The organism is Photobacterium damselae (genome assembly GCF_003026815.1).
Lineage (GTDB): Bacteria > Pseudomonadota > Gammaproteobacteria > Enterobacterales > Vibrionaceae > Photobacterium > Photobacterium damselae.
In genome coordinates this window covers 1-22549 of sequence record NZ_PYOG01000013.1, presented here as the reverse complement: position 1 = coordinate 22549, position 22549 = coordinate 1, and the positions used below count along the sequence as shown (strand labels likewise).

The window sequence follows — 22549 nt, the reverse complement described above, 5'->3', positions numbered from 1 at the left end:
CCCTCTACATTTCAGATTCAAACATAACAGTAAAACTATCTTGATATTTTCCAGTATCAACTTTATTCATTGGAATATCTTTATAGCCCACAAGAAATCTAAAAGAAATTTCTTTACTATCATCTGTAGATTCTAAATAACTTTTCTTATCATCTAAAATCATTTGCCCATGATAATCTACAATTTCTTTATCGTGACAAGACTTACCATGGCAATAAATTCCATAAGGTATTTTATTTTTATCTTCAGAAATTGAAGAGTCAGTAGCTTTTAAATTATAAATTCCAGCTTCCGGCTCTAAGAATCTCATATTAATTCTAGTACCTTTAGGAAAAACACCATTAAATTTAACCTGAAAATCGGTAAAACCTGTAACAGTTTTTTGTTCTCTATTATATCTAGGAGTAATAATTCCATCGCCAATGACTTCAACATTAAACATTTGACTACCACTATATTTAATAGCTATATCAATAGCTATAGGCGTTGTGGTTCGGTAAGTCCAAGTACCTGTCGGAGATTTAAATACATACATTGGGATAATATTGACCGTTCCTTTATAGATCCCTTTAGTCAGTGATGGATCATTAAACTGATCAATAATATCAGAATCTTTTAATGAAATTAGCGGTCTAGCAAAATGAAATGGTGTAAACTGTAAACCATTTTTACCTTTATATGATTCTTTTGATGCACACTTTTTCCCTATAATACTAGCTTTAGCAGAAGATATACTTCTAGTATCACATGCCGAAAAAGATGCACTACCAGAACTCACTATATCAAATTTTCCGCCACTATCACCAAGGCCATATTGAACTCCTGAGATATCGAAAGGTATAGTAATTTCCTTACTTCCATTTGATAAGATTAAATTACTATCTTTGATCCCAGTAACTGACATTAAACCGCCAGGTTTCCACTCTTCTGTTGGTTGTAATCCTGATATTATTTGCCAGTTAGACATCGATAAAAAACCATCAACTCGAATAGCATTATTCCACCTCATGGCTCCATCTTTTATCGTACCATTAATAGTCATAGAGTAACCGGAAAAAGAACTAATTAACACTACAACAAAAAAGATATTATAGATGGTTTTTCTTAAGAAATGATTCATCATGATTTGCAACTCTTAATATTGTACTATGACTAATTAAATGTTCTGGTATTTGTATTTTTCTTTCTCTATTGGCTATTAAATGGTAGTTAACAGAACAATCTTTTCCTTCTGGAATATTTTTATCTTTACAATTATCCACATTGAAATTTAAATAACTATTACCACTATTTTTAATAGTTAATTCGTTATTTCCCTTGGAAAAGCTGTATGAATAATCATATTTTGGATTTTTAGCAGGTATAATATAATATGGAGCCATACCAAATAACATATTAACTTTTTGTTTCTTATTTTTTTTATTTGGATCATTAACAGGTATAAAATTAACTTGATAAACTAAATCTGAATTTTCATTTCTACAATTTTTTTGACATAAAAATTTAACAGCAATATCTTTTGCCTCGCCAGGATGGAGAACCAGTTTTCCTGGAGAAGTAGCTAAATCCCACAGAGGAAAATTTTCTCTGGTATAAGGTATTTTTTCTATCTTATTTTCGTTAGCAAGAACTTTACTAATTTCAATATTTATAAATTCAGTTCTAGTCAAATCACTCGTTACCGTAAATATACCATTCCCACTATTGTTTTGCGGAAACTTAACCATACTATCAACATAAAATGCTTGAACTGAAATTGATATCGAAGCTAATCCAATAGTCAACAAAAATTTATTTAGATTCATATAACCCCATTATAATTTTACATAGTCAGATTTCGCTTTAGTATCATCTAAAGCATAACTTTGAAGAGTATTAATATTTTCTTTATCTAATTTAGAAAGTTTATTATCTGAACTAAAGAAAACCATTGTTTTATTACCAGCGTTCTTAAATACAAACTTCTCATTGAAATTACTGGATAATGTATTTGCCGTATTCATAAATATGTCTTTATCATTATATAATCCAACATAATAATAATACTTATCATTAATTTTAGCCATTTGTATACCATCAATATTTTCAGTCGTCGGCATACAAAAATTCTCACCTAAATTATTACTTTCAATAGAATCAGAACTAGGAATAAAGCACCTTTCATTATTTGTTACTAACTTAAATGGTTGGCCTTTAGCAACTCTAATTTTATAGACGCCATCTTGTATTTCTTGAACACCGTAACAACCATCACCTATACATTTAATATTTGATACAGGTGAACCACTTAAGTCATTAAAAATAGAAATATAAGAATCCACATTATATAAGCGAAGATCCATATCTATTACAGTCCCTGGTGCGGTTGTTGCTTTTATAAAGTCATCTCCTTGATTATAAAAATCACTAGCCTCTGTATCGATAGATACCTGATATTCTTTATAATTATCAATAGGAACAAGTTCAGACCTTTCATTAATATGAATACGTTTTGATAGCTCATTGTTCATTTTAATATTAGCAACAGAAGAAAAAACATCATCTTTTTCAGTATCAATATATGAATGATTATTTAATGATAAATAAGATTCTGAACTATGAGACGTAGCAAAAATATTATCAGATGTTATTACTGTATTTGTACTTAAATTCATCGATAATGATGCATAACCTTCAGAATCAGCATATCCATAGAGGCTACTATTATAGTAATAGTTATTATTATTTAGAGATATAGATGCATCAGAGACAAGATCTTTATCAGAATAATCTCCACTATCATATCTTATTCCAGCTTCAACACTTCCATCGACATTATCCATCAATTCCACATGATGATTATATGCAATACGATTTGATTGTGAAGAGTCATCAAAGTCGCCAGAATACCTAACGGAGTCAAAGTTTCCAATTGGAATATCCAAACCAACTGATATCACCCAGCTATCATCTCGAATAAAGTTTGATTTACTATTCACTTTAGAAAAGTTAATAGATAAATTACTATCTGTAAATATCAATCTTGAGTAACCAATATTATAAATATCATAATCACTATAGTAATTATTTTTTTCTGATCTTTGATTGATATAACTTATATATGCGTTACCTGATAATATTTCTTGGTTATATGAAATAGCTAGTTCTTGATTATCACCGATCCCATAAAAATAGTTATCTATCTTAGGTTCTTCATTCAAATCGTGACTATCATCGTAGTCATTAAATTGAACAGCTAAATTTTTATAAATAGCGTTTATTTGATAATAGTTACTACCATTAGAGAATAGGTTTATTACTGAATTTATATTCAAGTCATTTGTTATCTGATAATCAATACCGGCCTTATAAAAAGAATCGGATTCTAATATTGCAGCTTCTGCACCAACAATAATACTTTCATTCAATTTATACGTAATTTTTCCATTAATCATTGCACGATCTTCATACTCAACTTGATCGTTTCTGCCATAATCTAGATTATCATAAACATCATTCTTCTCGTAGTTACCTACAGAAACGGAATAATCAACTTCTCCTTTATTGAGATTATATTTAGATTTGTTATATATCGTTCAATTTTCTTTGAAGACCGTACGTTCACCATTTTTGATCACAAGCTCAATATCATAGATACCTTGAGGTAACTCAGATAATCGTAAATAATTCTGGCCTGAATTTACATTTTTTTGTAAAATTGGCTTATTATTTCTATAAACAAATAATCTTCCGCTAGATGGTGAATTAAAAAATATTCTTTGTGATGTATCTTTATTTTCAAACTCAAGTTGTTTGGTTGAACCAATTGTTAAACCAAAGAAGTTTTTACTCGCATTTGTATCTAGCAAGCTAGTACTGTTCCAATCTTGATTAACAAAATCAGATAAATAGCCAAATCTTACACGAGTTGACTCACTCAAGAAATTATACGCTAACTCGTTTAGCTCTAAATCATCATCATCTGATTTTTCACTTAGATCAAAATCACCTGATATATAACCAGGTCCCAACCCTAAAAAAGAAGTATTACGATAATAATATGTTGAATCTGTATCATCATACATATCAAAACTTAGATTATGTTTTGATACTAATGCTTTATTTTTATTTGTAATTGGAACATATTTTTTTTGAATTTTTTGACTATTTAAGTATGTTGGAGGTGTTAAGACTCTAACAATTTTTTGATTTTTAATGATTATATATGAGATACCCTCACTGAAATTAGGTATACATATGTCTCTTTTTCCTTTACAACTTAATGAAGATTTAACACCTCGAGATAAATCATTAACAATCTTTTTTATGCCATCAGAATTTACATAAGTTTCTTTTAAATTATTTTCTAAGCTTTTAATTTCTGTTGGTTCTAAAGACACGCTTTCATCGCTATATTTAGCATTTAACTCTATGACATAATCATCATTAATAATAAATTTTATTTTACCTGCATTTTCTTTATATAGTTCTTCAAAACCATGAGGAATACTAAACGCCGAATTAGAAACTAATGCAGCAATTGACATGGCTAATATTTTTCTTTTATAAGTCACGATTAATAACCCTTCATGGTTCTATTTTAAAGGACTGGCTCTAAAAATACAGTAAGATTAATTGTTATATTTTGTTCAGCATGGACATCAAGTTTTTCGTTATTTGCAACGAGTAGTAAAACAGTACTATCTATATCTTTATATTTATCATTCAATTTAAATTCTTTATTATCGATTGTAATATCTAATGATAAATCTTTTTTTTCAAGATCAATATATGTTTCTATGTTTTTTAAGCTCCAATATGTTTCTCCTGTATATTTTTCAATATCAATAATACCTTCAGAACTCATATGAGCTTCTAAAATAATTGGAGATGATTTAAATACTCCATCATCATTAATAAATAAATCTCCATCATCAATTAAAAGACTTGCATCCTTACCAGTTATAACGAGATGATCATCATAAAATAAACTGGTATCTATAATAGTAGAAACATCGAAAACATGAGAGAGCATTTTTGTAAATCCATTTACAGAAAATGCTAATAACATTATATATAAACACAGTTTTTTCATAGCAGATCCAAAAAGGGGGGAGTTATCTCCTCCCCAAAATTAATTTTATTTGAAATTACGCAACTTCAACAGAAGCCACTGCAATTGTTGTAACTTGAACAGATTGACTTGGTGTAACTTGATCGTTTGCAACATCATTTCGAACATCTACAGAAATCGTGTCAGTCAAATCGCCTAAATCAGTACCCACTGCAATCTCGCTATTATTAAATGATACTTTTACGTCTTCTTTATGATAAGATGCAGGTGATACAGAAACAGCTTTTAGTTTCCATGTTGCCTGAATTAGATCACCAGTTCGCTCAGATTCTGGTTTAGTCTCATCGTACGAACGTGATTCTAGAATAACAGACTCTGCAGATGCGAATGTACCATCCTCTAAAACATTAAGTTGACCAGCAGGAATATCACCACCACCCAAACCAGTAACTGTAATAGTGTTACCAGGTAGAACGCCAGGTACAGTACCCTTCCAAGTAACTACTGCATTAGCCGAATCTGTTGCTGCAAATGCGCCAGCTGACATTGCACATAGGCCTGCGATTGCTAGAGTTGTCATTGTCTTTTTCATTTTAATTTCCTTTACTTTACGTATTTTACTTAAAATTTATTACCAAGATGCTTTGTCTTGATGTGATGTATAATAGATATAAAACACCGAACAATTAATAGCATATAAAATCAATCGAATATTAAATATGCCTTATAATATTTAATAAAATTATTATAGATATAAAAAAGAGCAGCCAATGCTACTCTTTTTATCATTTAAGAATTTTACTTACTTATTTAAAGAATCTTGCTAACTTCATACTGTGGATTAAATAATGTTCCCCAACTTTGTAAACGGAAGTGTTCGCCAGGTTTAGTATCAACCCATTTACTATATGTACTAGCTCCAGCATAAAGCCCAATACCAGATATTTTAACTGTTTTCGAGGTTCCAGGCATATATACCGTTCTATCTTGCCCTAGCATCATCTTTTTAGGAGAGTAGAATGTTCTTAGACCTTTATCTTCTACTCGACCTAACATATTGAATCCTGCTCCATCATAAAAATCGACTCTTATCATTTTTTTAGGGTTTACAGCATCAAATAATTGAGTGTTATCTTCTAAATCACAAGCTCTTACTTCAGCACCATTTTCACTAATACTTAGACAATTCTTTGCATTAGTTTTAAATACAACTTGATCTTTATTGGTAGTGTATGGTGTGAATTTTTGTGCCTTAGATCCATTACATTCAAAGAGTTGTACTTTATTTCCTGGTACGTCAATTCCATTATCAACATCAATACAATAATCATGAGAAACATACGTGCTTGGAAATGTATTAATAACAGCCTTTATCTCACCATTAATATATGAATAAAATTGGGTGTCCTTCTCTTCTTCGCTGCATTTATGAGCGACAACATCTTGACCATTAAAATATGGATTACCGAGTTCTGAACCGCCAGCAATTGTTACACAATTAAATTTACCTGGTTTATTTTCTTTACCAACTTTAAATTTAAATGTTGTTTTGTCTAAATTTGAAGCATACTCACTTAAACCTGCCATTGCATTGGCACTCATCATAACACATGAGACTAATATTATATTTTTTATCATATTAACACCTAACTGTTGACTTCATTTACTTTCAATCTTCAGTGTAGTTATATTTAATAGCAATTTGAATAGCAAAAAAACACTATATAATATAATAATTGCTAAATAAAAAAGGCACCAACAACTTCATATTGGTGCCTTTTTAATTTTATGATTCCTATGCAATCTTTTTTATTTCCTGCACCAACGGTTCAATAGAATACTTTCGAGGGAAATAATACTGAGACTCAACAATTGTTGCTAATGATAATTTACCTTTCTTTTTTACAGCCCGATCAAACGTTCGTTGCACTCGTTGATCCAACAGTTCCCATTTTTTTGACATGTGACTTTACTCCGCAAAATTTATTATGAAACCATTTTGTCATAGTCAAACGTAAAGAAAATAGCATTTCAAATTGTCAAATTCGTAAGATGATAATTGTGACCATAACCGCAAAGAGACTCCCTTGTTTTTTAATAACTTAGGATATTTCCGAGTTCTTCTTGAGGCAATAAATTTCAAACAACGTTCAAAAACATTATTGACAGGATTTATGTTTTCTAATTAATCGATAAATCAATACGGAAAATTTCGTTATCTTTTTTTTGTTTTATGATTATTCTAATTAAGGATAAGAAAGCTTATTCGTCATCTAAAGGAACTATAGATATGTATAAAAAAGTATTACTAGGAGCGTTAACACTAGCCCTATCTCAACAAGTTTTTGCTCAAGACCTTGTCGTTAACATGACTGATTTACAAACAGGTAAAACGGTAGGTCATATTACTCTCTCACAAAATGAATATGGTGTCGTGTTTACTCCAGACCTTGCCGATCTAACACCGGGAATGCATGGTTTCCACGTTCATCAAAATGGCAGCTGTGGCTCTATCGAAAAAGATGGGAAGACAATTTTAGGTGGAGCAGCAGGCGGACATTACGACCCAGAGAAAACAGGTAAGCATGGATATCCTTGGAGTACAGACAATCATAAAGGCGACCTACCCGCTCTATTTGTTAGTGCCAATGGCCTAGCAACGAATCCCGTTTTAGCCCCTCGCCTAACTTTAAAAGAGTTAAAGGGCCACGCCATTATGATTCATGCTGGCGGTGATAATTACTCTGATATGCCAAAGCCACTTGGTGGTGGCGGGGCTCGAATGGCATGTGGCGTAGTAAAATAATAACTAGCCAAATATATTGATAAAAACGCTAGATTGAGCACTCAATCTAGCGTTTTTTTAAATCCCTGACGTAACCGCAAGCAATGGAAAACCTATCCATAAAACAGTGGCAAACATAAACCAAAAGATATAAATTTTTGAAAAAGACATAATACTTACCTTCCTTTGCCTTATACAAATCTATTTATACTCAAATAATCTGAGTATGTAGCTTCAGATTACGCTTTTTATGGCTTTATCATAGTCAGTTTTTATCAAACAAAGTTAAGCAAAACTAAACTTCTATGGACAAACCAATGAAACACCATGTTGTTGGTTCCAGTAATCGTTTTTCCTCAGATAGAAAAAAGCCTCGATATCGCTACATATCGAGGCAAATGGAGATAGTAATTTATTAAAATGATTATTCGTTTAACGACGCACTTGCTGGGTTAATTCCACCGCTCGAAGTTGCGCCATAGCTTTCGCGAGCTCCATTTGAGCTTGAGCAAAGTTAACATCATCAGCATGCTTATTGATGTTCTCTTCCGCTGCTCGGCGAGCTTCATCCGCTCTTGCTTTATCAATGTCTTTACCATGCATTGCCGTATCTGCTAACACAGTTACAATACTGGGTTGAACCTCAACAATACCGCCTGAAATATAAAGCACTTCTTCTGGCAACTGAAGGTCAACGACAAAACTTGCAACACCAGGTTTTAGTTTTGTTAGTAATGGAGAATGTCCAGGTCGAATACCCAACTCTCCATCAATTCCAGATACAGCTAGAGCATGAGCCGGGCCTGAAAATAGAGGACCTTCAGCACTGACAATACTCAGTTGAAAGGTATTTTCTGAAACACCAATAGCCATACTTTACCCCTTACATTGATTTCGCTTTTTCGATCACTTCGTCGATGCCGCCACAATACAAGAATGCTTGCTCAGGAATATCGTCGTATTCACCACTTAACAGTCCTTTAAATCCAGAAATCGTATCTTTAAGTGAAACAAAAATACCTGGCTGGCCGGTAAAGACTTCTGCTACATGGTAAGGCTGTGTTAAGAAACGCTCAATTTTACGCGCACGAGATACAGTTTGTTTATCTTCTTCAGATAATTCATCCATACCAAGAATCGCAATAATATCTTTTAGCTCTTTATAGCGTTGTAATACTGTCTGTACACCACGAGCCACTTCGTAGTGCTCTGTACCAACCACTAATGGATCAAGTTGTCGAGACGTTGAATCTAATGGATCAATGGCTGGATATAGACCAAGTGCTGCGATGTTACGAGACAATACAACGGTTGCATCCAAGTGAGCAAATGTTGTCGCTGGTGATGGGTCAGTTAAGTCATCAGCAGGAACATATACGGCTTGAATAGAGGTAATAGAGCCTTTCTTAGTTGAAGTAATGCGCTCTTGGAGTACACCCATTTCTTCAGCTAAGGTTGGCTGATAACCTACCGCAGATGGCATACGACCAAGTAAGGCTGATACTTCGGTACCCGCTAAGGTATAACGATAAATGTTATCGATAAACAGAAGTACATCACGGCCTTCATCACGGAAGCGCTCTGCAATAGTTAAACCAGTTAGAGCAACACGAAGACGGTTACCCGGTGGCTCGTTCATCTGACCATAAACCATGGACACCTTATCGAGAACACCAGCTTCTTTCATCTCGTAATAAAAGTCATTACCTTCACGAGTACGTTCACCCACACCGGTAAATACGGATAAACCTGAGTGTGCTTTTGCAATGTTGTTGATAAGTTCCATCATGTTTACGGTTTTACCAACACCGGCACCACCAAATAAACCGATTTTACCGCCTTTTGCAAATGGGCAAATAAGGTCAATAACTTTAACGCCCGTTTCAAGTAGAGCGGTTGAATTTGCTTGCTCCTCATAAGATGGCGCAGAACGGTGAATCGCATACCGAGTCTCTTCACCTATTTCACCGCACTCATCAATAGGTTCGCCAAGCACGTTCATGATTCGACCAAGCGTTTCTTTACCAACGGGAACTGAAATTGGATTTTGTGTATTTTCTACGACTAATCCTCGACGTAAACCGTCTGATGACCCCATTGCAATACACCGAACAACACCACTACCAATTTGTTGTTGTACTTCCAGCACTAAGGATGCATGTTCAGTGCCTAAAACAGTTAGTGCATCGTAGACTCGAGGCACACTATTTTGGTCAAACTCAACGTCAACGACAGCACCGATGACTTTGACTATTTTGCCAGTACTCATTCTCTATCCTCTGAATTCGGTTAAACAGCTTGTGCCCCTGCTACGATTTCACTTAATTCTTGAGTGATCGCAGCTTGACGCGCTTTGTTATACATAAGTTGCAAGTCATTAATTAGCTGGCCTGCATTATCGGTAGCTGCTTTCATAGCAACCATTCGCGCTGCCTGTTCACAAGCAATACTCTCAACGGTGCCTTGATAAACCTGAGACTCAATGTAACGGAGCATCAATTCGTTGAGGATTTGTTTAGGATCGGGTTCATAAATATAGTCCCAGCGACTAGAAGCAGATATTTCATCATTTGCTTCTTTTTCAATCTCAGGACTAGGAAGTAATTGAACTATTTGTGGTTTTTGAACCATAGTATTTACAAATTCATTAAACACTAAAAACAAACGATCAATTTTTCCCTGATCAAAATGCTCAAGCATCGCATTAACAGGACCAAGAATATCTTCCAGTTTTGGCTTATCCCCTAAGCCTGATGTTTGTGCGATAACATTGCCAAAACGGTGAAAAAACGAAATTGCTTTTGAACCTATTAAAGTTGTATCCACCTCGACACCACTTTCTTGCCATTGGCGCATATCTGCTAGCGCCTTTTTAAATAGGTTGTTGTTTAAGCCACCACATAACCCCCTGTCGGAGGAAATAATAATGTAAGCAACACGTTTAACTTCACGTTCTTCAAGATAGGGATGCTGATACTCTAGAGAGCCAGAAGCAACATGACTGATTACCTTACGCATATTGGCAGCATAAGGACGAGTCAACGCCATGTTTTCTTCTACTTTACGCATCTTACTTGCGGCAACCATCTGCATCGCACTGGTGATTTTCTGCGTATTTTGTACGCTCGCAATCTTAGTACGTATCTCTTTTGCGTTTGCCATCGTTAGCTCCTATCCACATTCATAACAACATGTTGAAAAAGTCTTAATACGACTGTGTTTGTACAAATGCTTTTAGTAACTCATGAAGGCTCGCTTCAATTTCATCGTTATAGTCGCCAGTTTGATTAATACGATCTAACAACTCACTGTAAGCACTCTTAGCAAAAGCAATAAGCTCAGCTTCGAATTCACCAATTTTTGCTAGAGGTACATCATTTAGATAACCTTTTTCTGCAGAGAAAACCGCAAGAGCTTGAAGTGCTACCGACATTGGTGAATATTGCTTTTGCTTCATGAGTTCAGTTACTTTTTCACCGTGATCCAACTGCTTACGAGTTGCATCATCAAGGTCTGATGAAAACTGAGCAAACGCAGCTAATTCACGATACTGAGCAAGAGCGGTACGAATACCACCAGATAACTTTTTAATGATCTTAGTTTGAGCAGCGCCACCAACACGAGAGACCGAGATACCTGGGTCAACCGCAGGTCTTAAACCCGCATTAAATAAGTGAGTCTGTAGGAAAATCTGACCATCAGTAATCGAAATTACGTTAGTTGGAACAAATGCTGAAACGTCACCAGCTTGAGTTTCAATAATAGGAAGAGCTGTTAGTGACCCTGTTTGGCCTTTTACTTCACCCTTAGTAAAACGTTCTACATAATCGCTATTTACGCGAGCAGCACGTTCTAGTAAACGAGAATGTAAGTAGAAAACATCACCAGGGAATGCTTCTCGACCTGGTGGGCGTTTAAGAAGTAGAGATATTTGACGATAAGCAACGGCTTGTTTAGACAAATCATCATAGATAATAAGAGCATCTTCACCGCGATCACGGAAGTACTCACCCATTGCACAACCAGAATATGGTGCTAAATATTGCAGTGCCGCCGCTTCTGACGCTGATGCTACAACGACTATAGTATTTTGTAGTGCGCCATTTTCTTCTAATTTACGCACAACGTTTGCAATGGTTGAGGCTTTTTGACCAATAGCTACGTAAATAGAATAAATACCGGTGTCTCTTTGATTGATAATGGCATCAATAGCCATTGCGGTTTTACCTGTTTGGCGGTCACCGATAATCAACTCACGTTGACCTCGACCAATAGGAACCATAGAGTCTACCGCTTTATAGCCAGTCTGAATCGGCTGATCTACAGATTTACGGTCAATAACACCCGGAGCAATTACTTCAACTGGCGAAAATCCATCGTGTTCGAGAGGCCCTTTACCATCAATAGGTTGGCCAAGAGTATTAACTACACGGCCTAATAGACCTTTACCAACAGGTACTTCTAAAATACGGCCAGTACCCTTAACTTTCATCCCTTCAGCAAGGTCTGCATAAGGTCCCATCACAACAGCACCCACTGAGTGACGCTCTAGGTTTAATGCTAAAGCAAAACGATTATCAGGTAACTCAATCATTTCACCTTGCATAACATCAGCAAGACCGTTAATAGTAATAATACCGTCACTAACAGAAACGATAGTTCCTTCATTGCGAGCTTGAGTCGCCACATTGAAGTCTGCGATTCTTTGCTTTATAAGATCGCTAATTTCATTTGAATTCAGTTGCATACATACTACCTATTACGCTTGTAAACGAGACGCTAAGCGATCCATTGAGGTTTTCAACGTTCCATCTATGACCAACTCACCAGCATGAATTAACATGCCCCCAACAAGCGATTTATCTATTTGGCAATCTAACTCAACATGTCGATCGAGTTTTTTCTCAAGAGCAGCAATCAAATTAACTTTCTGATCTGCAGTTAATTCATCAGCACTAACCACATGAGCTTGGACAGTTCGCTCATAGTCGGCTTTTAACTCTAAAAACAACTCGGTAACACTAGATAACACAGCCAATCGACTATTTTCTGCCATTACACGAATTAGGTTTTTAACGTGCTCATCTAATAACCCATCACAAATCGCCAAGAACATGTCGACAAACTGTTCTCTCTGCTCATTACCCAATTGCTCAAGATCTTCTAGCTGCTCAGATATCACAGGTTGTGTTACTACATCGGAGACAATCGTCAACATCTGCGCCCATTGCTCTAAAGCTTGCTGTTCTTTGGCAAACTCGAAAGCAGCTTTAGCATAAGGATGAGCGATTGTTTGAGGATCTGACATCACACACTCCCTAACTAAATATCTTTAATAAGTTTGTTGACCAATTCGCGGTTCGCTGCCGAATCTAAATTTTGATTAATCAGTTTCTCTGCAGTTTCAATGACAAGGTCTGACATTTCACGACGTAATTCTTGTCGAATACGGTTACGTTCACTTTCTAACTCTGCTTGGCCTTGAGCAATAATTCGAGCTTTCTCTGCTTCTGCTTCTGCTTTTGCATCATCAATAATTTGTGAACGACGTTTATTTCCTTGTTCAACTAATTCACTCGCACTTTTTTTTGCATCATTTAGAAGCTTGTCGCCATTAGCACGAGCAAGTTCTAATTCTTTCGCTGCATTTTCAGAATGAATTAAGCCTTCTGCAATTTCTCGTTGACGCTTATCTAATAATTCGGTCAATGGTGGCCAAATATATTTCATGCATAGCCATACAAAAATCACAAAGGAAATTGCCTGACCAAGCATGGTTGCATTTAAGTTCATACATCCTCACTTGATACGCTATTAAATAACGAATAAAACTCTGCGTAATTACGCTACTGCGAAGATAATATATAGACCAATACCTACACCGATCATTGGTACCGCATCAACTAAACCCATCATAATAAAGAATTGAGTACGAAGCATTGGAGTTAAATCAGGCTGACGAGCAACACCTTCTAAATATTTACCTGCCAAGTTACCGATACCTGTTGCAGCACCAGCAGCCCCTAAACCAATTAGCAGTGCACCTGCAACATAAAGAACTGCACTTACGATATCCATAAATAACTCCAAAATTTTTAAACAACTAATATATAAAACTGATTTAATTAATGTTCTTCTACTGCCATTGCTAAATAAACAATTGTTAGCACCATAAATATAAATGCCTGTAAGAACACAATTAGAATATGGAATAGAGCCCAAGGTACACTTAAAGCCCATTGCATCCACCATGGCATTAATGCAATAAGAATAAAGATCATCTCACCTGCATACATATTGCCAAATAGTCGTAAACCGAGAGAAATTGGTTTTGAAATTAATGTCACTAACTCCAAAACAAAGTTCACCGGATATAACAATGGATTTTCAAACGGTTGAGTAGTTAACTCTTTAATAAAACCGACAAATCCTTTGTTCTTAAATGTATATCCAATAATAAGAATAAAGACACCTATCGCCATTGACATTGGTACGTTAACATCGGCTGAAGGTAAATCTCTAAAATGTCCAAAGCCTAAAAGGCCCATAACGTGAGGAATAAAATCGACAGGAAGTAGATCGATTGTATTCATTAAGAAAACCCAGACAAAAATAGTTAATGATAATGGTCCAATTAACTTATCATCGGTCTTAAAGATTTCTTTAACTAAATTGTTTACAAATTCAAATGTTACCTCAACAAAACACTGTAAACGACCAGGAACACCACTGGTGCCTCGAGTTACAACATATCGAAATAAGCCAATGAACAGTAAACCTAACACCCAAACCATTAGCATAGAATCAAGGTTTATACTCCAAAACCCCTTACCAACAGTTAAGAATGTCATATGGTGCTCAATATAATCATGAGCGGTAGTTACAGTATCCACCTTACGTCATCCTAATTTGAGGTTTATTCAACATTGGAGCAATAAAACAACCTAAGAATGTAAAACTGTAAGACAACAGTAAAACATTACTATTAAATGATAAAAATTTAACAGTAACTAAGACAAATAATGCGGTATAAACCCATTGTGTCATTTCAACTGTTCGAGCTAACACTTTAATATCTACATTAGGATTGATACGAGCTTTTACTGATGCAAACCAAATACCTAATGCATTCGGTATAATGGCAATCGCACCCCCCAGACATAAAGAGTAAATTTCTTTAGACAAGCCAAAAGAAATTAAACCAACAATTAAGACTAGACTCGTAATTATTTTACCAAAGATTATAAACTTAGAAGCAGACAGAATATCCTGCTGATACGTTTTATCCATATAAGAATCACTCTACAATAAAAATATAGTTACTCCTTTTCTAGTCAAAGCTTAGCGTCCTTTTTATTGTTAACCCGTTATAACAATAAATTCAATATGAATCGTTATTTAATTTTTTTAACTTTTCTTAATCCAACAAAAATCACGATTACATTTTTTGTTATGTTAATAGTATGCATAAGCAAGCAGGCTATTAAATAAACATCAAATATAACATCAAGATATATCACGGGATTATATCGGCCTAAAAAATCTACGATAGGATATCTATTGAAGCCACAAAAAATTTTGCAATCAATGATTTTCATTTTTGTATATTGCATGTTTTTTCATTAAATACGACCATAATAAACATAAATAGGCATAAGTATTCTTAATCAACTTTTAATGAAAACTCGATTTGTAAGTTGGTAATATTTGTGGAGAGCCACATACATAAATATTAGATTATTTCGTAACTTAATATAATAAGTTCATATTAAATATGATGAAAAGCCATGAAGAAAACACAAGAGCAGTTTGTTGAAAAAGCAACTATCGTCCACAACGGTAAATACATTTACAACCACTTCATTTATGTAAATGCAAAAACAAAAAGTATGATTACTTGTCCTGTTCATGGTGATTTTGAACAACGTCCAGACGCACACTTAGCAGGGCGAGGTTGTCCAAAATGTGCAGGAAAAGAAAAGAAAACAAAAGAAGAGTTTGTTATTAATGCTCGTAAAATTCATGGTACAAAATACGATTATTCAAAATTTGAATACTTAGGTTCATTAAATAAAAGTACTATTATTTGTCCTCAACATGGCGAATTTGAACAACGACCAAACGCACATCTTTCAGGTAAAGGTTGCCCAAAATGTTCAAAGTCTTATCCAAAATCCCAATCCATGTTTATCGAAAAAGCAAATGAAACCCATCAAAACAAATATAGCTACGGCCACTTTATTTACTCAGGAGCTTTAGAAAAAGGAATTATTACGTGCCCCGAACATGGTGATTTTGAACAAAGAGCGGATGCGCATTTAAGAGGAGTGGGTTGTCCTCAATGTGCAAAAAATGGGCGTAAAAAAACAACAGCGCAATTTATCAAAGAAGCTCAGCAGGTGCATGGAAAGCTCTATGATTATAGTCAGTTTATTTATACTAATGTAAGAACGAAAGGCGTTATTATTTGCGCTCAACATGGCAAATTTGAACAATTGCCCTCCAATCACTTATCTGGCAACGGTTGCCCAAAATGTGCAGCCGAGAAAAAATGCTCGACTAGACGAAGTCATTGTAAATCAAAACATTATTCAGCATCCATTTCATTGTTATAACAAATTTACTCAATGCCCAGTATATGATTGGGCTGTTGAGCTACGTTTTAAAATGACTGACTTATAATGCAAGATAATATTTCACATGCTACATATTGCATTGAGCATGGTATAAAAAAGTATCAAAATTCGGAAAGAGTATAGACAATGGAGCTTAAGTGTCATACCTCATCAAAAAACAGCCCGCTTATTCATACTGGATGGATTGCTCTGCTCAGTGATAGTGAACAAACAACTCTAGTGACTAATAGTGCCACGCATTCAGAAGAGTGGGATGTTCATCAGTTTCGTACTTTCTATCGCCAGAAGGCTCTGACTCAATCATTAAATGAGTTTCCATTTGACCTAACCAATCAAATTAGCCCACTTTCTTTCGGTGAGTATAGTTTAAGAATCTGGACAGCACCTACGCTGTTAACCGCAATAAAAGATGCTTGTCACTATAGTCCACTATTAGGGCTTCCTATCCGCTGCTTGTTCCATGAAACAAAAAATGATGTTATTGATATTTGGTTTATCAACCATGAAACCAGCAGCAAAGAATCTGACATGAGTCATAATGAAACAATGTTGGTCATATCCGCTTTTATCTCGATGCTGGATGCCAATGCGAGTACAAACATTGATTTTGACTTATTTATTCCAAAATGGCAGAGCTCTTTAGATATAAAGAAACAAACAGAAAAATATGCTCATTGCCGAATTCATGAAGGCTACCCTATTCATCGTCTTGTTATTAAAAAGCAGCAGCTAGATGTTGGTAGCTCTTATGCAAACAATGCTATTTATCAGCAAATGGGGCAACTACTTGATACCGAACTTGCTGGATTAAAGAAAACGAACATAACCCAGCAAGTTTACAGCACGCTAGACACACTCCCTTCGCTTTATGAAGCCTCAGGTGAGCATATTGCAAAAGTGATGAATATTAGCTTTAGGACGTTAAATAGACGATTAGCTGAAGTGGAAACAAGTTACCGAGGCGTACTAGAAAAATATAAACTTGAAAAAGCGTTAGTTTGGCTAGAAAACAGTAATATCAGCATGACAGAAGTTGCTTCGCGCTTAGGGTTTTCCGACTTAAGTACTTTTTCTCGCGCATTTAAACGCTGGACAGGAGTATGCCCATCGCAACTATCCAATCACCCTTATTTAATCAACTAATACAATATATAGAGTGATCTTCAACAGTTATCGAGGATCACTCAGCTATCATTAGATATCTATACCCAAGTGACTTCAAGATGCTAGGTTACTTGGGTATATATAGCACCTTCATTCTTTTGCTTTTTCATCTGCTATTTTCTTACCTTTAGACGCCGCTAGAATGTGAACTCTGTTCAATAATTTTTATGCATGTGTTCATATGAAAAATATACTTATCATTGAAAACAATCATTTTCAGGCCAATATGCTCAAACATATGCTCGAGCGTATTGGATTTGAATCAATCTATTCATCAGACTCGATTCAAACCGGACTTAGTATTTGCCAATCTCAAGCTATTGATATTATTTTATGTGATATAGAATTAACCTCAATCGATTCTGTCTCTTTTCTCAATAAATTAGTTGCGATTGGATTTGAAGGACAAATCAATTTTATTTCAGCTTTAGATTCTAAAATATCATCAACCATTCAGAGAATGAATGATTTTCTTTCTGTCTTTATTGGAGAGTTTATCCAAAAACCCATAACAGAAAAAAAAATCATCAATGCCATCTTTGCACCGGGTCCTCATCAATCTCATATAGAAAAAAAAGAGCCTATTTCTATCTCACAACGAGATATTGCTAATGGTATTAAAAATCATGAGTTAATTAATTTCTATCAACCTATTTATGAAACTCGTAGCCAAAAGCTATATGGTGTTGAAGTATTAGTTCGTTGGCAACATCCAGAATATGGTTTACTTTCCCCTTATTATTTTATTGAAGAAGCGGAAACTAGCTTATTAATCAGTGATATATTTTATTTAACAGCCTTTAACGCAATTCAAGACCTCAGCTCAATACCAGAAATTGGCAAAATATCAATAAATGTATCGCAAAAAACCCTAAGTGAAGAGCCTATTTGTGATTGGTTAATTGCAACCTGTAAACAATTTAACCTACCACATCATAAAGTTTGTATTGAGCTTACAGAAGGGATTGTATTTGTTGAAAACCAAACCGTATTAGAGAATATATCTCGACTCAGGCTCAATGGTTTTGGTTTATCAATTGATGACTTTGGTACTGGTTACTCGTCACTCTCAAAGCTAGCATCTTTACCCTTTACAGAATTGAAGCTAGACAAAAGTTTTATTGATCAAATTGAAATTAATGAATCAATAGAGAGTATCATTCAGCATACAATTCAGCTTGCGCACAGTCTTGATTTGAATGTTGTTGCAGAAGGCGTTGAAACACAACGTACTTTTGGGAAATTACGCGAATTTAATGTGGATTTCTGTCAGGGCTACTTATTAGGTAAACCGATGGCATTAGAGCAACTCTATCTTCATCTCTCCAACGAATTAACTCAAAGTGTTGTTTAAGTAACTTCTAGGTAACGTTCAACAAGAAAAGGCCATACAAACAATATGTATGGCCTTTGTGTTTTTTGCTTGCAAGCATGTGTACCTTCACCACTCATTACGTTGAGTATGCCGTGGGAGCCAAACGTATTCTTAGACTGCCCAGATAGTTTTTGGTGAAGAAGTATCAAATATCTTTGTACTAAACCAAATTGTTAAGTATCTAATTTCTAAGCAACGGCTTAGTTGAAGCTATTCCAAATTGTCTTTGCTGCATCTTGTCTGGAGACAGCAACGTCAGCCTAACTAGATTGAAAGAATTCTTGCTTGATTCCTCCTAAACCTTCGCATAATGGATAACAGTTAGTAGGCTTATATTTAATATGGTCTCTGTTTGGCTTTTTTGCAAATTTTTCTAATATTTTTTAAGTGATCTAAATTCCAAAATAGAGATAGTAAAATTTAATTCTTAATATACAACCACTTGAAATATGATGATTGTTTATATCCGCATCTGCATTATTACAAATATAAACAATTAAGAGTAAGCAAGAATAAAATTTACCTCATATAACGAAAAACGGCTCTGAGTGATCTCAGAGCCGTTTTCCCGTTCCGTACAATATCTCGTGTTCCAAGCGAGATATTAGTCTATTAAGCGTGTAGTAGCGCCATAGACTCGTTCGCAATTACCCATTCTTCGTTGGTTGGAATTACCATTGCAAGAGGAGTATTTGCTTGCGTGATCACGCCTGAATTACCAAAGCGTGCATCTGCGTTTGCTTGTTCATCTTCACGGTAGCCAAAGATCTTCAATAAACGAAGGATCTCGCTACGAACAGGCATTGAGTTTTCGCCAATACCACCTGTGAAGATAATACCGTCAAGTTCATCTAGAGCTACCATGTAAGATGCGATGTATTTCGCGGCACGGTAAGTAAACACCTCAAATGCAAGCTTAGCATCGTGGTTACCTTGCTCCATTGCTTCAATGATTCCACGGCAGTCACTTGTAATGCCAGAAATACCAAGGAAGCCAGACTTCTTAACTAGAAGATCGTGAAGTTGCTCAGGAGTCCAACCTTTCTTAAGAAGGTACTCAAGAACACTTGGGTCGATATCACCACAACGAGTGCCCATCATAAGGCCAGCAAGTGGTGTAAAGCCCATTGAGGTATCAATACTTTCGCCGTTCTTAACCACACAAACTGATGCACCATTACCTAGGTGAACAGAAATAAAGCTTGATGCTTCTACTGGTTTATTAACCACTTTTGCAGCTTCACGAGTTACATAATAGTGGCTTGTACCATGTGCGCCATAACGACGAATGTCATATTCTTTACTAACTTCTTTAGAAATTGCGTAAGTAAACGCTTTTTCTGGCATAGTTTGATGGAAAGCAGTATCAAACACAGCGTATTGAGATAGCGTAGGGAAAGCTTTAGCTGCAGCACGCATACCAATAACGTGAGCTGGGTTATGAAGAGGAGCTAAATCGCTCAACGCTTCGATATCCGCCATAACTTGCTCATCAACTTTCACGGTATGTGAGAACTTAGTTCCACCATGAACAACACGGTGACCAATAGCTACGATGTCTTCTTTCAGACCTAATTCGTCAACCAGAGCAACGATACGATCAATCGCTTGCTGGTGGTGGTTTTCTAGGCCACTGAGTTTGTACTCGTGTTTTTCACCGTTAACTTTCCAGCTAACTACTGCCTCAGGTAAGAAGAAACACTCACCAAGACCATTTAACATCGCATCACCGGTAACAGTGTCGATTAGGGCAAATTTAAGTGAAGAACTACCAGAATTGATTACTAGAACTAAAGAGTTGCTCATGGTTATCTCATCAACGTTTCAAGGACTAAAAGGATACAAAGTTCCCATTTATTATCACTCAGCAAAATATGTGGAGCATTATTCACTAAGTTATCGCTTTCTAACGACCATCTTACTCAATTTTTTTTGAAAGTCTCAACTTTTGTTTTAAAAAATATTAAAAAATTGGAATTTAACTGGTTTAGATCAAATTTTTATCAAGAAATCGATTTCATCAGTTTAAAAATTCAGCAAACACTCAACTTTTGTTGAAAATAAATGGAATACATTGTTATTTGTAACACAAAAAAAAAGGACTTATCTATGATCATTACGCCAATCATTGATTCTAATGTCGCCCGTTCGTGTCATCCCTTAGGTTGCCATGAAATGATTAAACAGCAAGTTAAAACCATTAAAAATTCACTTGGAGCATCGAGAAATAAGCAAAATGTTCTGATTCTCGGCGCTTCATCAGGATTTGGTCTTGCTGCGCGGATATGTTTAACGTTTGGAGGAGGCCAAGCCAATACTCTTGGTGTCTCATATGAGCGAGGACCATCCGATAAAAACATAGGTACAGCTGGGTGGTATAACAATATTTACTTTAAGCAAGAAGCTGAGCGTCATGGCTATCAAGCAATCAATATTGTGGGTGATGCCTTTGCAAAATCAACACGACAACAAGTGGCCGAAGCTATTCAACAAAAGTTTAATGGTAAAGTTGATCTCGTTATCTACTCATTAGCAACGGGAGCAAGGCCCAACCCTATTGATGGAACGCTGTGGCGCTCTACTATCAAACCGATAAAAGAAGTTCAAACAGGCTATAACCTTAACTTAGAACATGAAACATTAGACTTGGTCGACATTCCACCAGCAACAACCAAAGAAATAGAAGATACCGTTAAAGTCATGGGGGGTGAAGACTGGCAAGAATGGGTTGATTTTCTACAGTCAAAAGATTTACTTGCATCAGGATGCCAAACCTTGGCATTTTCCTATATAGGTTCTCCTCTAACTCACAATATATATCATCGCGGAACATTAGGTGCTGCAAAAGAGCATTTACATCAAAGTGTCACGACACTCAATCAGCAGTTAGCACCGATTCAAGGAAGTGCTCATGTTGTTGTCTGTAAGGCCTTAGTTACCAAAGCGAGCGCATTTATTCCTACTTTTTCACCTTATATGTTGGCTTTATACCAAGTGATGAAACAACAGGGTCTTCATGAAGGGTGCTTAAAACAAATGCAGCGTCTGTTTAAAGAGAAGTTATCGACAAACAAAGATGAAATACAGTCGGATGCAAATGGTTTAATTCGTCTGGATGATTGGGAATTACGACCAGAAGTTCAACAACAAACGGCAGAGCTTATAAAAAAAATCACACCCGATAACTTTAAAGACATAAGTGACTATCAACAATATCGACAAGAGTTTATGCAACTTAATGGATTTGAAGTACCTAATATTAATTATGAACAATCGGTCGATGTGGCAGAATTACTTAAACTAAAGCCATAATAATTCGATTAAACCAACCTCAATCATAATGAGGTTGGTTTAATCGCAAAATCAAAAACTGAGAGTGTCCTGAATTCTGTGTAACTGTCTAAACTTAAACCTTAAAGGTTAAGGATGGACAATATGGATAAGAAAGCACTCGAAGCTTTTGCTCGTGAAGCCGCAAAGTCAATTAAGACAGAATCTGATCTTGATGACTTCCGAAAAATGTTAACCAAGGTGAC

General features: G+C 35.4%; 23 protein-coding genes. 5 read left to right on the top strand and 18 right to left on the bottom strand.

Annotation, left to right across the window (positions count from 1 at the left end):
* Positions 1 to 4 precede the first annotated feature (4 nt).
* The 8 genes from CTN07_RS12650 to CTN07_RS22790 all read right to left on the bottom strand — a co-directional run bounded on the left by CTN07_RS12650 (position 5) and on the right by CTN07_RS22790 (position 7016).
* Positions 5 to 1123, bottom strand: a complete 1119-nt coding sequence (locus CTN07_RS12650) for a hypothetical protein (protein WP_005306205.1) — start codon at positions 1121 to 1123, stop codon at positions 5 to 7.
* Positions 1089 to 1805, bottom strand: a complete 717-nt coding sequence (locus tag CTN07_RS12645; protein ID WP_005306208.1) for a hypothetical protein — start codon at positions 1803 to 1805, stop codon at positions 1089 to 1091. Before CTN07_RS12645 ends, CTN07_RS12650 begins: the two co-directional genes overlap by 35 nt.
* A 9-nt stretch (positions 1806 to 1814) precedes the next feature.
* On the bottom strand, positions 1815 to 3434 hold the full coding sequence (locus CTN07_RS12640; protein ID WP_036765870.1) for a CS1-pili formation C-terminal domain-containing protein: 1620 nt from the start codon (positions 3432 to 3434) through the stop codon (positions 1815 to 1817).
* A 141-nt stretch (positions 3435 to 3575) separates the two neighbouring features.
* Positions 3576 to 4553 (bottom strand): TcfC E-set like domain-containing protein, encoded by a 978-nt coding sequence (locus tag CTN07_RS12635; RefSeq protein WP_146154888.1) that lies wholly within the window; start codon positions 4551 to 4553, stop codon positions 3576 to 3578.
* A 26-nt stretch (positions 4554 to 4579) separates the two neighbouring features.
* Complete coding sequence (locus CTN07_RS12630) at positions 4580 to 5074, bottom strand: hypothetical protein (RefSeq protein WP_036765873.1); 495 nt, start codon at positions 5072 to 5074, stop codon at positions 4580 to 4582.
* Positions 5075 to 5129: 55 nt separating this feature from the next.
* A complete protein-coding gene (locus CTN07_RS12625) occupies positions 5130 to 5645 on the bottom strand; it encodes a hypothetical protein (protein WP_005306211.1) in 516 nt (171 codons plus the stop codon).
* A gap of 218 nt (positions 5646 to 5863) precedes the next feature.
* A complete protein-coding gene (locus CTN07_RS12620) occupies positions 5864 to 6691 on the bottom strand; it encodes a ricin-type beta-trefoil lectin domain protein (protein WP_005306213.1) in 828 nt (275 codons plus the stop codon).
* A 157-nt stretch (positions 6692 to 6848) separates the two neighbouring features.
* Positions 6849 to 7016, bottom strand: a complete 168-nt coding sequence (locus CTN07_RS22790; protein ID WP_155763176.1) for a hypothetical protein — start codon at positions 7014 to 7016, stop codon at positions 6849 to 6851.
* Positions 7017 to 7343: 327 nt separating this feature from the next.
* Here CTN07_RS22790 and sodC point away from each other — a divergent pair, with 327 nt between their 5' ends.
* On the top strand, positions 7344 to 7859 hold the full coding sequence (sodC, locus tag CTN07_RS12615; RefSeq protein WP_005306216.1) for a superoxide dismutase family protein: 516 nt from the start codon (positions 7344 to 7346) through the stop codon (positions 7857 to 7859).
* A gap of 411 nt (positions 7860 to 8270) precedes the next feature.
* On the opposite strand, the gene CTN07_RS12610 is transcribed toward sodC, so the two are convergent.
* From CTN07_RS12610 to CTN07_RS12570, 9 genes are read right to left on the bottom strand one after another with little or no spacing between them, the layout of a single operon-like run.
* Positions 8271 to 8711, bottom strand: a complete 441-nt coding sequence (locus CTN07_RS12610) for a F0F1 ATP synthase subunit epsilon (protein WP_036765874.1) — start codon at positions 8709 to 8711, stop codon at positions 8271 to 8273.
* 10 nt (positions 8712 to 8721) lie between these two features.
* Complete coding sequence (gene atpD / locus CTN07_RS12605) at positions 8722 to 10107, bottom strand: F0F1 ATP synthase subunit beta (protein ID WP_036765875.1); 1386 nt, start codon at positions 10105 to 10107, stop codon at positions 8722 to 8724.
* 20 nt (positions 10108 to 10127) lie between these two features.
* On the bottom strand, positions 10128 to 11000 hold the full coding sequence (gene atpG / locus CTN07_RS12600; protein ID WP_005306225.1) for a F0F1 ATP synthase subunit gamma: 873 nt from the start codon (positions 10998 to 11000) through the stop codon (positions 10128 to 10130).
* 43 nt (positions 11001 to 11043) lie between these two features.
* Positions 11044 to 12585 carry a F0F1 ATP synthase subunit alpha gene (gene atpA, locus CTN07_RS12595; RefSeq protein ID WP_036765877.1) on the bottom strand — a complete coding sequence of 514 codons (1542 nt, stop codon included), beginning with the start codon at positions 12583 to 12585 and terminating at the stop codon, positions 11044 to 11046.
* A 12-nt stretch (positions 12586 to 12597) separates the two neighbouring features.
* Positions 12598 to 13146: a F0F1 ATP synthase subunit delta gene (locus CTN07_RS12590; RefSeq protein WP_005306231.1), complete on the bottom strand. Its 549-nt coding sequence runs from the start codon at positions 13144 to 13146 to the stop codon at positions 12598 to 12600.
* Between the two features lie 14 nt (positions 13147 to 13160).
* Entirely contained in the window at positions 13161 to 13631 is a 471-nt protein-coding gene (atpF, locus tag CTN07_RS12585) for a F0F1 ATP synthase subunit B (protein ID WP_036765878.1), read from the bottom strand.
* Positions 13632 to 13679: 48 nt separating this feature from the next.
* Positions 13680 to 13916, bottom strand: a complete 237-nt coding sequence (atpE, locus tag CTN07_RS12580; protein WP_005306237.1) for a F0F1 ATP synthase subunit C — start codon at positions 13914 to 13916, stop codon at positions 13680 to 13682.
* 47 nt (positions 13917 to 13963) lie between these two features.
* Positions 13964 to 14731, bottom strand: a complete 768-nt coding sequence (atpB, locus tag CTN07_RS12575) for a F0F1 ATP synthase subunit A (RefSeq protein ID WP_005306240.1) — start codon at positions 14729 to 14731, stop codon at positions 13964 to 13966.
* 1 nt (position 14732) lies between these two features.
* A complete protein-coding gene (locus CTN07_RS12570) occupies positions 14733 to 15128 on the bottom strand; it encodes a hypothetical protein (protein WP_036765879.1) in 396 nt (131 codons plus the stop codon).
* A 497-nt stretch (positions 15129 to 15625) separates the two neighbouring features.
* Here CTN07_RS12570 and CTN07_RS12560 point away from each other — a divergent pair, with 497 nt between their 5' ends.
* The 3 genes from CTN07_RS12560 to CTN07_RS12550 all read left to right on the top strand — a co-directional run bounded on the left by CTN07_RS12560 (position 15626) and on the right by CTN07_RS12550 (position 18992).
* On the top strand, positions 15626 to 16453 hold the full coding sequence (locus CTN07_RS12560; protein ID WP_005306243.1) for a DUF723 domain-containing protein: 828 nt from the start codon (positions 15626 to 15628) through the stop codon (positions 16451 to 16453).
* 147 nt (positions 16454 to 16600) lie between these two features.
* A complete protein-coding gene (locus CTN07_RS12555; protein ID WP_005306246.1) occupies positions 16601 to 17617 on the top strand; it encodes a helix-turn-helix domain-containing protein in 1017 nt (338 codons plus the stop codon).
* Between the two features lie 202 nt (positions 17618 to 17819).
* A complete protein-coding gene (locus tag CTN07_RS12550) occupies positions 17820 to 18992 on the top strand; it encodes an EAL domain-containing response regulator (RefSeq protein WP_005306248.1) in 1173 nt (390 codons plus the stop codon).
* Positions 18993 to 19625: 633 nt separating this feature from the next.
* Here CTN07_RS12550 and CTN07_RS12545 read toward each other — a convergent pair.
* Entirely contained in the window at positions 19626 to 20819 is a 1194-nt protein-coding gene (locus CTN07_RS12545) for an acetate/propionate family kinase (RefSeq protein ID WP_005306251.1), read from the bottom strand.
* A 303-nt stretch (positions 20820 to 21122) separates the two neighbouring features.
* Between CTN07_RS12545 and fabV the strand changes: the two genes are divergently transcribed.
* Positions 21123 to 22325, top strand: a complete 1203-nt coding sequence (gene fabV, locus CTN07_RS12540; protein ID WP_005306254.1) for an enoyl-ACP reductase FabV — start codon at positions 21123 to 21125, stop codon at positions 22323 to 22325.
* Positions 22326 to 22549: the final 224 nt, after the last annotated feature.

Bases quoted from the DNA above. Each gene is read 5' to 3' on its own strand.
- CTN07_RS12650 (WP_005306205.1), bottom strand. From the start codon at position 1,123: ATGATGAATCATTTCTTAAGAAAAACCATCTATAATATCTTTTTTGTT.
- CTN07_RS12645 (WP_005306208.1), bottom strand. From the start codon at position 1,805: ATGAATCTAAATAAATTTTTGTTGACTATTGGATTAGCTTCGATATCA.
- CTN07_RS12640 (WP_036765870.1), bottom strand. From the start codon at position 3,434: ATGATTAATGGAAAAATTACGTATAAATTGAATGAAAGTATTATTGTT.
- CTN07_RS12630 (WP_036765873.1), bottom strand. From the start codon at position 5,074: ATGAAAAAACTGTGTTTATATATAATGTTATTAGCATTTTCTGTAAAT.
- CTN07_RS12625 (WP_005306211.1), bottom strand. From the start codon at position 5,645: ATGAAAAAGACAATGACAACTCTAGCAATCGCAGGCCTATGTGCAATG.
- CTN07_RS12620 (WP_005306213.1), bottom strand. From the start codon at position 6,691: ATGATAAAAAATATAATATTAGTCTCATGTGTTATGATGAGTGCCAAT.
- CTN07_RS22790 (WP_155763176.1), bottom strand. From the start codon at position 7,016: ATGTCAAAAAAATGGGAACTGTTGGATCAACGAGTGCAACGAACGTTT.
- sodC (WP_005306216.1), top strand. From the start codon at position 7,344: ATGTATAAAAAAGTATTACTAGGAGCGTTAACACTAGCCCTATCTCAA.
- CTN07_RS12610 (WP_036765874.1), bottom strand. From the start codon at position 8,711: ATGGCTATTGGTGTTTCAGAAAATACCTTTCAACTGAGTATTGTCAGT.
- atpD (WP_036765875.1), bottom strand. From the start codon at position 10,107: ATGAGTACTGGCAAAATAGTCAAAGTCATCGGTGCTGTCGTTGACGTT.
- atpG (WP_005306225.1), bottom strand. From the start codon at position 11,000: ATGGCAAACGCAAAAGAGATACGTACTAAGATTGCGAGCGTACAAAAT.
- atpA (WP_036765877.1), bottom strand. From the start codon at position 12,585: ATGCAACTGAATTCAAATGAAATTAGCGATCTTATAAAGCAAAGAATC.
- CTN07_RS12590 (WP_005306231.1), bottom strand. From the start codon at position 13,146: ATGTCAGATCCTCAAACAATCGCTCATCCTTATGCTAAAGCTGCTTTC.
- atpF (WP_036765878.1), bottom strand. From the start codon at position 13,631: ATGAACTTAAATGCAACCATGCTTGGTCAGGCAATTTCCTTTGTGATT.
- atpE (WP_005306237.1), bottom strand. From the start codon at position 13,916: ATGGATATCGTAAGTGCAGTTCTTTATGTTGCAGGTGCACTGCTAATT.
- CTN07_RS12570 (WP_036765879.1), bottom strand. From the start codon at position 15,128: ATGGATAAAACGTATCAGCAGGATATTCTGTCTGCTTCTAAGTTTATA.
- CTN07_RS12560 (WP_005306243.1), top strand. From the start codon at position 15,626: ATGAAGAAAACACAAGAGCAGTTTGTTGAAAAAGCAACTATCGTCCAC.
- CTN07_RS12555 (WP_005306246.1), top strand. From the start codon at position 16,601: ATGGAGCTTAAGTGTCATACCTCATCAAAAAACAGCCCGCTTATTCAT.
- CTN07_RS12550 (WP_005306248.1), top strand. From the start codon at position 17,820: ATGAAAAATATACTTATCATTGAAAACAATCATTTTCAGGCCAATATG.
- CTN07_RS12545 (WP_005306251.1), bottom strand. From the start codon at position 20,819: ATGAGCAACTCTTTAGTTCTAGTAATCAATTCTGGTAGTTCTTCACTT.
- fabV (WP_005306254.1), top strand. From the start codon at position 21,123: ATGATCATTACGCCAATCATTGATTCTAATGTCGCCCGTTCGTGTCAT.